The 12,494-nt window shown below is 43.6% G+C and carries 7 protein-coding genes; 6 read left to right on the top strand and 1 reads right to left on the bottom strand.

What is annotated here, in order from left to right:
- Positions 1-23 precede the first annotated feature (23 nt).
- Positions 24-647, bottom strand: a complete 624-nt coding sequence (locus NAF29_RS13675) for a 3-keto-disaccharide hydrolase (protein ID WP_251262197.1) — start codon at positions 645-647, stop codon at positions 24-26.
- An 805-nt stretch (positions 648-1,452) separates the two neighbouring features.
- Between NAF29_RS13675 and NAF29_RS13670 the strand changes: the two genes are divergently transcribed.
- The 6 genes from NAF29_RS13670 (at position 1,453) to NAF29_RS13645 (ending at position 12,336) form a co-directional block, all read left to right on the top strand.
- Positions 1,453-2,691, top strand: coding sequence for a glycoside hydrolase family 88 protein (locus NAF29_RS13670; protein WP_251262196.1), 1,239 nt, complete (start codon positions 1,453-1,455; stop codon positions 2,689-2,691).
- Positions 2,692-2,997: 306 nt separating this feature from the next.
- On the top strand, positions 2,998-4,008 hold the full coding sequence (gene kdgT, locus NAF29_RS13665) for a 2-keto-3-deoxygluconate transporter (RefSeq protein WP_251262195.1): 1,011 nt from the start codon (positions 2,998-3,000) through the stop codon (positions 4,006-4,008).
- A gap of 466 nt (positions 4,009-4,474) precedes the next feature.
- Positions 4,475-5,884 (top strand): sulfatase-like hydrolase/transferase, encoded by a 1,410-nt coding sequence (locus NAF29_RS13660; protein ID WP_251262194.1) that lies wholly within the window; start codon positions 4,475-4,477, stop codon positions 5,882-5,884.
- A gap of 19 nt (positions 5,885-5,903) precedes the next feature.
- Positions 5,904-7,382 carry a BNR-4 repeat-containing protein gene (locus tag NAF29_RS13655; protein WP_251262193.1) on the top strand — a complete coding sequence of 493 codons (1,479 nt, stop codon included), beginning with the start codon at positions 5,904-5,906 and terminating at the stop codon, positions 7,380-7,382.
- A gap of 48 nt (positions 7,383-7,430) precedes the next feature.
- Positions 7,431-8,666 (top strand): glycoside hydrolase family 88/105 protein, encoded by a 1,236-nt coding sequence (locus NAF29_RS13650; RefSeq protein WP_251262192.1) that lies wholly within the window; start codon positions 7,431-7,433, stop codon positions 8,664-8,666.
- A gap of 595 nt (positions 8,667-9,261) precedes the next feature.
- Positions 9,262-12,336, top strand: coding sequence for a TonB-dependent receptor (locus tag NAF29_RS13645; protein WP_251262191.1), 3,075 nt, complete (start codon positions 9,262-9,264; stop codon positions 12,334-12,336).
- Positions 12,337-12,494 lie beyond the last annotated feature (158 nt).

Here is a 12,494-nt window from a genome sequence, read left to right as displayed (position 1 = left end):
GCGCCGGGAAACGAGAGCAGATATTAGAGTTCTATAATCTCAATTTTTCGAAATTCCAATAACCCGAATTCTCCTTGAATACCTATATGCCCATCTAGATTTTTAATGTTAGTCGCTGTGCTAACGACTTCACCATTCAGCACAATTGAGAAGGTTTCACCTTGAGCAGTGATTTGGTAGGTATGCCATTGTCCGTGTGGTTTATAAGCTCGTTTGAGTGCTTCTAGATCGAAGGTGTGTTGAAACTCAGGGGCGCCGTAAGGAATAAGTTTTCCTAGAGCATTACCTTCGAGCGTGTCCATCACTTGTACCTGATAGCCGTTATTTGGGTACCCTTTTTCGTCTTCATGCATTGTGCCTTGGGTTCGAATGAAAATGCCGCTATTCGCGCCTTCTTCCATAAATCGAAATTCGATGGTTAGCACATAGTCTGAAAATTTGTCGTTTGAGCGTAACCAGCCCGTACCTCGGTTTAATTTGATGACCCCGTTTGACACATGAAATTTACCATTACTTTCAATAGTCCAGTTGGTTAAATCAGAGCCGTTAAAAAGTTCGATAGGTTGATTTTCCAAAATGGCATTGGTTGATTGGCATCCAGTCAAAGCAATAGTTGCTGCAAGTGCAAAAGTAGAGAGCAATTTCATGATTATTCCTTATTGTATACAGACATTAGCGGCTTTCACGAAGCGTTAAATTTTGATTAACGTATCAGTATTTTAAAATCTCGGCAATCAGGTTTAGTCATGTTGGGTCGTTATTGGTCATGATTGTGAGCTGAGCAACCCGAAATGACTAAATACCAACCGTGATAGGAAAAATAGAGAGTGTTGTAACGAGTGTTTTCAAGGCGCATTGTCTTGAGAGATGTTTCAAATAGCTCGATAACGGATGCTCTAAAACACGATTATGACTGAATTAAACGATAGTGAAATTTAGAATAGGAGGACGGACAATATGAAATGCTATCGCTATTTTTAATCTATTTTAATGGATTAATTGGATGGGCCCAAGCGACATGTTGTTTCATTGTTAATTATCAATTTCATGCGTGTGCCCCCTGAAATCAGCGCTTATGCGTTGTGCAATCGAAGGGGGAAGTGTCAAATTCTGGCATCTTCCACACGTGTGAAATGTGTACGAGTCGTCATGCTCAGCCCTTAGATCTACCTTCATCGCTACTGCCATAACCAGCACCGCTGCTCACCTTACTTTCAGTTGAATCAACCTGATGGAAATCACAACTATGCAAATAATTGGCATAAGTGGTCACATTTGGTCGAATGTGGTCTTTTGGTTTCTCTTTAGGTTTGTTAGTTTCTGCATAACTTCACGATTGGCCCATAGTAAGTTGCATTTTGAACCTTTTGGAATTGTGAAGAAATTTCAATGCAGATGCGCTGATGTTGGCGACTGTATCGTTTCAAAAATATCTGGTTCCCAAGGTAATCTATGAAAACTAGTTTTAAAATTAGCCTGATCGCTTCATCCATTGCCGTGATGTTGTCCGCTTGTTCTTCAACTGATTTGAACAAAACAGAGAAGCAAACTGCGGCTGTGGATACAGTTTGGCCCACAGACACAGTTGCTTTTTGCGATGCTGCTTTAGATAAAGCAGCGACGCAATATGGCTACTTCAGCACTGACTATCCCGATCCCACCAATATTCCACGTTCATATACCAACGGCTCAACCCGAATGGCGGGCAAATTAGATTGGACGAGTGGTTTTGTCGCGGGCAGCTATTGGTATTTATATGAACATACCCAAAGTGATCAATGGCTTAACTTAGCGTCGAAGTGGACAAAAGCGCTCGAAGACCAGCAGTTCAATCGGAGAACCCACGATATCGGTTTTATTATGAATAACTCCTTTGGCAATGGTTTGCGGTTGACCGGTGATCAATCATACTCGCCTGTCATTCTAAATTCGGCTAAAACGCTTATGGAGCGATATAATCCGGACTTAGGGCTGACTTACTCTTGGAGTTGGGGAGCGTGGGAGTTTCCAGTGATCATCGACAATATGATGAATCTAGAGTTACTTTTTGAGGCCGCTAAGGCATCCGGCGATAAGCGATTTTATGATGCTGCTGTGAGTCACGCTACTGTGACCATGAAGCATCACTATCGCGAGGATTACAGCTCATATCATCTAGTGAATTACAATCGAACAACAGGCATTCCAAATTGGAAACAAACTTTCCAGGGGATTGCAGACGATTCCTCATGGGCTAGGGGGCAGGCTTGGGGAGCGTATGGCTACACCATGGTTTATCGGTATACCCAAGACGAAAAATTCCTAAACCAGGCAAAAAATATTGTGAATTATCTACTGACTCACAAAAATATGCCTGACGATTTAGTGCCGTATTTTGACTATAACGCGCCAGAGTATCCTGAGGTTGATAACGTCCGAGATTCATCGGCAGCCTCTTTGTTAGCAAGTAGTTTGCTGGAGTTAGCCACTTATGTTGGTGACCAAGAAGCTCAGCGTTACATAGATGCAGCGACGACTATGTTACGCAGTTTGTCTACGCCAAGCTACCTTGCTACAAAGGGAGAAAACGGGAACTTTCTGTTAAAACAAGCGACGGGACATTATCCCGCTGGTGACGAAGTCAACGGAGCCCTTAATTATGGAGACTACTATTACCTAGAAGCCCTGAATCGCTGTAAGGCCACCTTATAAACCATCATGGAATTCGATCAAAGGAGAGGGAGAAGACATTTGTGTTTTCTCCTTCCTTCAAAGTTATCCTACCTGAACTGTTCGATACTCACTTTTCTCGCTAAGGGCTACTGGTCCCCACTATTTATCTCAAAAACATGATCTAGTGACTGTTTTTAACTTAATGTGATTGTGTGTGACTGGTAATTATTGGTTATGCGTGAGAGCATTGTGTTAATGCAATGTAATAGTTCGGTGGGCGCAACGAGGAGCGGCCATGCATCTCTGTTGCATATCCGGCTATTCACTATCTGAAGAGAAAACACAATGAAGATAAAACAAGCTGTTGAACGGGTGCCAGGTGGCATGATGTTAGTTCCTTTGTTTTTGGGAGCGGTGATCAATACTTTGGCTCCGGATTCTGCAGATTATTTTGGTGGATTTACCAAGGGAATCATGACCGGAATTCTGCCAATTCTAGCGGTCTGGTTTTTCTGTATTGGTGCTAGTATTGACTTAGGATCAACAGGAACTGTCTTAAGAAAATCGGGTACCTTGGTGATTACTAAAATTGCAACAGCTTGGATTGTCGCAATTTTTGCTGCCTCTTTATTGCCGGAACACGGCATTGAAGCCGGCTTATTTGCTGGTTTATCGACGTTGGCGATCGTGTCAGCGATGGATATGACCAATGGCGGGCTATATGCCAGTTTAATGAATCAGTATGGTTCGAAAGAGGAATCTGGTGCATTTATCCTAATGTCGTTGGAATCCGGCCCCCTGATGACCATGCTCATTTTAGGCTCTGTGGGGGCTGCCTCATTCGAACTGCATCATTTCATTGGCGCCGTGTTGCCTTTCCTTGCCGGTTTTATTTTAGGCAACCTTGATATCAACTTACGCCAATTCTTTAGCCGTGCAGCTTCTATTATGATTCCATTCGTTGGATTTGCGTTAGGGAATACAATCAATTTAGGCGTGATATTCGAAACTGGAGTGTTAGGGGTTTTATTAGGTGTAGCGGTCATTATTATCACCGGTATTCCTCTGATATTTGCCGACCGTTGGATTGGCAAGGGTAATGGAACCGCAGGTGTAGCGGCTTCATCTACAGCTGGCGCGGCTATAGCTAACCCCGCAGCAATTGCGGCTATTGAACCCAAGTTTGCAGTTGCGGCTCAAAGCGCAACGGCTCTCATTGCAACGAGCGTGATTGTGACGTCAATTTTGGTTCCAATTATCACATCTCTGTATCATAAGCGTTTTGGAGACCCAGCGGATATAAATCACGATTTAGACTCCGATGTTTCAGGCGAACAGGCTGAAGCTCATCATTAGTATTTTAAATACGACAAACACAGAGGGTGGCTTTGATTGAAGGGCCACCCTAATTTATACGCCGTTGATCAAGCGGCCATTTCCATTTACTGAGTCACACTTTTACACAAAACCTCCCTGTTAACTTTATGAAACAGTTGAAACGAACGACGCTTACTTTTTCAATGAGCGCCGTGGTGCAACCGAAAATTCGGTTGCTCGTGTTGTGATGGTCAACGAATGTTTAACATTTTCTACGACACATACACTAGACCAACCGATCAACTTGTTAATAAAGCATGATCAACCACATGTTTTCAGTCAAAGTGCGTCACAAATTATCACAATAGGTCTTTTTCGGTCTGTCTTAATTGTGTAGGATTCATTCACTATAAAAACAGGTTACTAGCTTTGATTCGCTACTGGCATTCTGTGTGCCGCCATTAGTCAAAACAAGGACTGATCATAGTTATCATCAGGGGAATACATGAAATTTACTAACGCTAAGACGTTTAAGGGCATCATTGCTGGTGCTCTGTTCGCAGGGGCATCTTCATTTTCTTTCGCAGCAGACAAGCCTAACATTATCTTTATCCTAACTGATGACCTGGGCTTCAATCAGGTTGGCGCCTATGGCGATACACCGATCAAAACTCCAAACTTGGACGCTATGGCTGAAAAAGGTATTCGTTTTGATCAGGCTTACGCTGGAAATACTGTTTGTTCTCCTTCTCGTGTGTCACTGTTCACAGGCCGCGATGGTCGCTACATGACCAATAACTCAAATACGGTTGAGCTAAACCATAAAGATGTGACTTTAGCGCATGTATTAAAATACGCAGATTACGATACAGCCCTGTTCGGAAAATATTCTATCGGCCAGCAGATGGGTGTCACTGACCCGCTTGCAATGGGCTTTGATACTTGGTTTGGACTCTACTCAATTCTTGAAGGGCATCGACAATACCCTCAAATCGTTTGGCGAGACGGTCAGAAAATTCGCGTTAAAGAAAATGAAGGCGGACGCAAAGGCGCTTATGCTCAAGAGATGTTCACTGAAGAAGCCATTAAGTACATCGAGCAAGATCGCGACAACCCATTTTTCATCATGATGACGTATACGTCTCCCCATGCGGAACTTGGTGTACCTGAGCGCTTTAGTGACCAGTATGATCTAGAAGAAACGCCATACTTTGGCATACAAAATGGTAATCCAACCGACAAGTACGCATCTTATTATCCTGAACCTGTTGAGAAGCCATTTGCGACTTTAGCTGGCATGGTTACAGCGCTAGATGAGTATGTAGGTCAGATCGTTTCGACACTCGAAAAGCAAGGCGAGCTTGACAATACCATCATCTTTTTCACATCTGATAATGGCCCACATGACGAAGGCGGTGCCAATCCATTAACGATGAAAGCTGCCGTGCCTTACAAAGGTCAAAAACGTGATCTATACGACGGAGGTATTCACGTCCCTATGATTTTGCAATGGCCAGACAAAATTAAGAAGGGCCGTGTTGACAGTACACCTTGGCTATTTGCCGATGTGTTGCCAACCCTGGCAGATATTGCAGGCGTCAACTTAGATATAGTGCCTCGGGTTCATACCAATGGTGTGTCAATTAAAAGCTTGCTGAAAGATTCTCCTGAGCCAATGGAAGAGCGAACTTTGTATTGGGAGTTTTCCAAACAAGTGGGTGACCCAAATTCTGGCGTGATTGGCGATACCTACCAAGCTGCACGAATTGGTGATTGGAAAGCGGTTCGCTATGGTTTTGACCAAAAAGTAGAGCTTTACGACATCATTAAAGACCCAGGTGAATCTAAGAACCTGGCCCGTCAGAACCCAAATATGACTCAAGAGTTTTTTGAGTTGTTTGAGCAATATAAGTAATCGGAGCGAGATTTTTAATATGTTGAAGTTCCTCCAAATCAAAAATTTATTCGTCAATCGCATCGCGGTTGCAAGTACTGTTGTGCTTGTTGCAGCAACACTTTCAAGCTGCGCTGGTGATATGCAAAATGCAGGTGCAGCATCACTCAAGTCAAACAGTTCAATGGTGAACTATTTTGCTGACAACGGTACTGGTAATCCATTAGCAGTCGTTCAGCATCCGGCAGGTGAATACCATGAAGGCATTACTTATGTAGCTTATCAGGGGCCTTTTGAAGATCCATATGTAGCTGCTTACAATCACGATACTCAGACATGGCTTGGACCGTTTCGTGCGGGAACGAGTGAGTTAGGCCGAAGAGCTGAACGCACCAAATGGGATAATCATGGTAAACCGACGCTGTTGATTGATAACGACGGGTACATCCATATTTTCTATGGTGGTCATGGAGGAGATAAACACCACGGCCAAAACACCCTTGGCAATGTGCATCACGGTGCGAACAAGCATTCTATTTCTAAGCAACCGCTGGATATTAGTGGCTGGGATGAAGTCGATAATACTTCTGTGTTTGGTACTTACAATCAAGCGCTCAAAATGGATAACGGTGACATCTATTTATTTTATAGGCACGGCGCTCATCGAAGTGATTGGGTGTATCAAAAATCGACGGATAACGGACGAACATTTGAAGCGCCGGTGTCATTTTTGAAGCACAAAAGACGTGACGATATAGAAGCGGTAGATAGCTGGTATGCTTGGGTTGGTCACGGCAATGGCGACGACCTTATTGTTAGCTTCGATTACCATGTTTGTTGGGATGGAAGTGCGAATGAACGCGGCCATACCACTGAACGTCATGATGCACATTTTATGGTGTTCGATACGAAGACAGACACTTGGACCAATGTTATTGAACAAGAGTTAGAGATGCCTCTGACGCGGGAAGCCGCCGAGAAGCAAACACTCGCAATGGATACCGGAGATCACTGGACCTTTAACGGAAGCACCTACCTTGATGATAAGGGAAACCCTCATTTAGCAATCAATGTTGGGGTTGATTTAGGCCAAAAGACAGGTGGTCCAAAGCAGACGCGTCATGTTCATTGGGATGGTCAGGCTTGGCAAGTTGGAGCGTCAGTTAACGGTCAAACAACAGGGGTTTCGCGTGGTGACTTTAAGCTCGATGCAGCGAATGGAATTACATACTTCCTGGTTGATCAGGATGGTAAAGAAGGCGTACTTGCAACCTGGAATAGCCAAGACAGCGGCCGTTCGTTTACTAAACAAACTGAATTACTTCGCGCTCACAATGGTAGCTTCTCAATTACGTCTTTGATTAAAAATGCACATCCAGATGCTCAAGTACTTGTGGCTGAAAAGGCGCGTGGAAAAGCGGACAGAAAAATATATCTAGTGGGCGAAAAGGGGCCCGTTCAACGACCTCTTTTGCATGCAACACTAGACAAAGATACGTCCACATTTAAGAAAAAATAACAAAATGATTTGCGCCTTCAGACTGTCGGCGCAATTAAGGTGAATTTTATGTTTAAAACCCTGACGAAATATGCAGCATTGCCGCTCGCGATAGGCTTCGTGCTTACTGGCTGCAACGATAAGGCCTCCAACTCTGCGCCTTCGATACAAGCTCCAATACAGAACACTGAGTCAGTTCAATCATCCTCACTGAGTATTCCTGAATCGGCATATGATATTGCAACGCGCGCAGGCCAGTGGCAGATCGAGCAGTTTGGAAATCTTGAGTATATTCCACAGTCGCACCGAGAAAAATCTGAGAATCCCAAATTCTGGATTCAAGCAGCCTTCTATATTGGTTTAACAAAATGGACGGAAACCGCAGGAAATAGTGATTTTCTGTCTTATATGGATAAAGTGGCAAAGGAGCAGGAGTACGGGTTATTGACCGAACGCCCGTATCACGCTGATGATCATACTATTTCTCAAACCTACATTTGGTTGGCAGAACAAACCGGTAACAAGGCTGCATATGAGCCGACTCAAAAACATTTTGATTGGATTTTGGCACATAAGCCAAATGTTGGATTGGAAATGTTAGATGCCACTGCGAGTGGGCATGGGGAGCAACACCAAGAAGGAAACTGTCAATTACGTTGGTGCTGGGCTGATGCACTATATATGGCTCCGCGAAGCTGGTTAATGCTGAGTAATGTGACCGGAGAACCGAAATATTTCGAATATGCTGATAGCGAGTTTTGGGCATCTGCAGACTACCTATTTTCCGATGAATATGGGCTGTTCTTCCGAGATAGCCGCTATTTCGATATGAAGAGCGACAACGGTCAACCTGTGTTCTGGGGGCGAGGAAACGGCTGGGTCTTTGCTGCAATACCGTTAATTATAGATGAGCTTCCAGAAGGGCACCCATCTCGAGACCGGTACATTGAGCTTTATAAAAAGAATGCAGCGGGCTTACTTAAGCTTCAAACAGAGGAAGGTTACTGGCCTGCCTCGCTGATGGATCCCGACAAAGTTAAAACTCCTGAAGTCAGTGGTACTGGTTTTATTACTTACGGTTTAGCTTGGGGTGTAAATAACGGTTTTCTTACTGATGCGAAATCCAAAGAAGTGGTAGAGAAAGGTTGGGCTGCAATTGAACGCGCCGTTTCACCGAATGGGCGTGTGAACTGGGTACAGCATGTGGGTAAGTCACCAGATCCAGTGAAGGAAACTGATTCGCAACTATATGGTGTGGGTGCTGTTCTCTTAGCTGCTTCTGAAATGTACAAATGGAAGAAATAACCATTCGAATTTGATGTTGAATGGCTGGCTAACTTCGGTTAGCCATTTTTTATTCCAGTACACAGCTATTTTGGTAATAAAAGCTACTCTCCTCTAAATAAGCCAAATCTTCCATCTAAGTGTTGCCTCACTCCCGATTGCTTGATTTACTACTGTGGAGCTATAAGAAAAGCGCTACGTGCTCTGTAGGGGGGATATTGATTTTTTGACAATGTAGAAACCGCAAAATACCGCCCTCAACGCTGCTGTTTAGAATGTTCCGGAACAAAATGGTTTTAGCGACGAAGTGTTGTGCATATAGGTCTTTATTGACCACAAAGTTTCACCCTTTCCCAAGTCTACGAGAATTGTCATCCTTGTGACTGCTATTAACTTTTAATGTCGAATAAATGATTGAACATGATTGATTATGCTTCCATGTGTTGCTTTGATCGATGTTTTAGCACCAAAGTCATGTTTTTTTGTGACTTGTGACTGAAACTGATTGTTACTGGTTGCTAGGTGGTGTTGCGCTGTTATGATGTTTGTTAATCCGTGGTTAACGCTGCGTATATAAAAAAATAAAGACTAATGTACATACGTGAAGGGGGATGACATGGTCGTAGCAGGAAAACAAAATACAAAACAGGGAAGTGTTGCTGTTTGGTCTGGAGTGGCGAGCGTAATATTGGCAATTAGCTCGCCGAGTGTTGTAGCGCAAGAAGTGAGCAAAGCATTAACTGCTGATGAGAGAGAGGCTGTCGAGGTTATTGAGGTTTCTGGTGTGAGAGGTTCTCTCGAAAGTGCCTTGAACACCAAACGAGCGGCAAGCTCAATTGTTGATGCGATTGATGCGAAAGACATTGGTGCTCTGCCAGCATTAGATTTAGGTGAGGCGCTTCAGGTTATTCCGGGAGTACAGGTGAACCGTGAAGGTGAGCGTCGTACTTCGGATATTAACTTACGCGGTTTGCCCGGTAGCTTTGTTAAAACAACTGCGAACGGTCAATCATTTGCTACGCCAAGCCGAAGCGCTTCTGCTGTAGGTAGTCCTAACCCATTTGGATCTTTTGATGCGAGTGTGTTTGATGGTGTTACTGTGATCAAATCGCCAACTGCTGCTCATCAGGAGGGTGGTATTGCTGGTATCGTTGATAAGAAGTTGCAACGAGCTTTGTCTAAAAAAGACGGTCGCTTCTTAGTGACTGCGGGTGCGCGTTATGAAGATCTTAATGACAGTTACGATCAAGAATACAAGTTCCAAGCTAGCAAGCACTTAATTGAAGATGTATTAGCGGTTGCCTTCAAAATTGGTTATTCAGACCAAAATTTCCGTCGTGACTCGGTCCTATTTGCTCGTAAAGAAATATTGAACGGTAATGTCTATTCAGATTATGACACTTGGTTTGCCGATCAAGTCGCTGCTGGCAACGTTGAGCCAAACGCAGTGGTTAAAGCATCATCGACTATGCAGCAGTTATCGGAGCAAAGCGATGGTGACCGTATGTCGTTCACGGGTAATATTGAATGGCAAGCGACTGATGAACTCAAAGTCGGTCTTGACCTGCTGTATACGCAACGTGACTTAAAAGACGGTAACTTCCAACAAGTGAGCTCTGAAGTTCGAAACCGTGGTGCGAACACCTGGTATCAGCAACAGATCGTACCGACAGCTGGAGAAGTGCCGTTCTTGACCGGTTATAACGATGTTGATAATGATGACGGGACTACAGAACGAGTTCCTGTGTATGCTCTGTCTCGTGTAACGCTTGAGAATGCAACTTATGTACCGGCTAACCGAGTGTTCGGTTTCTTCGAAGAGGCAAAAGGCGCATTTCTAAACTTTGATTATGTTTCTGATGATTGGAGCCTCGACGGTATCTTCTCAACGTCAGAATCTGAAAACGAATACAACCAAACTGGTTTTGATTTCCGGTTGCAAGGCAACAAGAGTCAAAATATTGATCCAACCGGCATCACAACAGTGATCGACACCGGACGCGGTAACATGAATAACATGTTTATGTCGGTCGATGGTTGGGATACGATTAACTACGATCAACCATTCAAAGCGGGTAACCCACTGAACCTTAACGTGGGTGACGTCAGTGACCCTAGAAAACTAGATTTCTATGTTCTTGGCCGTTTTGACAACCCCAAGCGTGATATGGATTCTGCTGAATTGAATTTTCACCACGCACTCGACTTGAGTATATTTGATGATGCGTTTGCATTGACCACGGTCCATGTTGGCGGTCGTTTCTCTACTGAAACTCTAGAAAATAACGATTTTTCACCTGCATCTGGTTTTATTAACCACGAAGCGATTGGTTCACATTTCCTCACAGACCAAATTCAAACTGAAACAGACAACGCATGGTTTAACGGCGAAATTAAGAATGCTCTGAATTCACAAACAGGTTGGTTAACGCTAGATACGGAATATGTGTCTGGTCTCTTACAAGAAGGAATGGACGAGAAAGATACTGAAGGCTTTTATCGCTTGCCTACCGGATTTTTTGGTCGAACTGAACGCAATACCGACAACGTACTTGACCGTTGGGAAACTAACTTCGAAGCCGAAGAAGAAATCACAGCAGCATACGTGATGACAGATTTTTACGGCGAAGTGGGCTCAATTGTTTATAACGGTAACGTCGGGGTTCGTTACGTTGATACTGATATTACAATTGATGGTAATGCTCAGGAATTCTACGATGGCAATCAATACCGAGTATTGCCAACAGAATTCAACAAGTCTTATGACCATTGGTTGCCGTCATTCAATATTTCATTTGAGTTGGCTGAAGATTTGATTTTACGTGCTGCTGCAAGTAAAGCGATTGTTCGTCCGAATTTACGTTCACAAACACCTGTTCTGGCTGTCAACGAAGGTGAGGGCAACGTAAAAGTTGACTTCCCGAAAGCTGATGTAGACCCATATGAAGCAGATAACTACGATCTGTCCTTAGAGTGGTATAACACTGAAGGTAGTGCGATTAGTGTCGGTGTGTTCAAAAAGAACATTACGGGACTATTCCAACAAAGAAAAATCTGTCCTGAGCCAGGCGAACAATATGCAGACCAACTGTTCCAGTATACAGGTGATCTTGATCGCGAAGATTTTGATGATGGTACATTCAACTGTTATCAAGTGGATGAATATGAGCAAGAAGATGGTGACATCGTTAATCGAACTGTGAACGCCAATATTTCTTATAACAGCGATGATGAAATTGAAGTCACAGGTTATGAGCTAGCGATTCAACAAAACTTGAGCTTCTTGCCGTATCCATGGAATGGTTTCGGTGGTGTTGTGAACTACTCGCATGTAGACAACGAAACCGACGGCGAAGATGGTTTGGTGGGTATTTCTCCAAATTCATACAACGTGATTGGCTACTATGAAAATGACGGCTTTAGCTTCCGTTTGGCTTACAACTATCGTGATGAGTACTCGTTAGCCGGTTCTTCAAACTTTAACGGTCCGGATCAAAAGAACGTGAAAGCACGTGGGCAATTGGATATGTCAGCATCATATCGAATTATGAAGGGCCTTAAGATCGACTTTAGAGCTTATAACTTGACCGACGAGCAACGTTACGAATATGTAGGTGAAAACGAAGATAACGTCAGCCGGATTAACTACGATGGCAAAACGTATGTAGCAAGTCTTCAATACCAATTCTAAACAGCCTTTTCAATGTATGTTTATCCAAAGCGGTCTCTACTTGAGACCGCTTTTTTTATGATCCGCAAATATCATTTTTATCCGCTAGGTTTTCTACTAATACCGCGGTAGCCGCATATCAGTCAGGAAACCTTTGAACCAAATTTTCTATGTGATTT

It is taken from the genome of Echinimonas agarilytica, assembly GCF_023703465.1.
Taxonomy (GTDB): domain Bacteria; phylum Pseudomonadota; class Gammaproteobacteria; order Enterobacterales; family Neiellaceae; genus Echinimonas; species Echinimonas agarilytica.
The sequence above is the reverse complement of the archived record's forward strand: the minus strand, read 5'-3'. Positions and strand labels throughout refer to the sequence as shown.

Bases quoted from the DNA above. Each gene is read 5' to 3' on its own strand.
- NAF29_RS13670 (WP_251262196.1), top strand. From the start codon at position 1,453: ATGAAAACTAGTTTTAAAATTAGCCTGATCGCTTCATCCATTGCCGTG.
- kdgT (WP_251262195.1), top strand. From the start codon at position 2,998: ATGAAGATAAAACAAGCTGTTGAACGGGTGCCAGGTGGCATGATGTTA.
- NAF29_RS13650 (WP_251262192.1), top strand. From the start codon at position 7,431: ATGTTTAAAACCCTGACGAAATATGCAGCATTGCCGCTCGCGATAGGC.
- NAF29_RS13660 (WP_251262194.1), top strand. From the start codon at position 4,475: ATGAAATTTACTAACGCTAAGACGTTTAAGGGCATCATTGCTGGTGCT.
- NAF29_RS13655 (WP_251262193.1), top strand. From the start codon at position 5,904: ATGTTGAAGTTCCTCCAAATCAAAAATTTATTCGTCAATCGCATCGCG.
- NAF29_RS13645 (WP_251262191.1), top strand. From the start codon at position 9,262: ATGGTCGTAGCAGGAAAACAAAATACAAAACAGGGAAGTGTTGCTGTT.
- NAF29_RS13675 (WP_251262197.1), bottom strand. From the start codon at position 647: ATGAAATTGCTCTCTACTTTTGCACTTGCAGCAACTATTGCTTTGACT.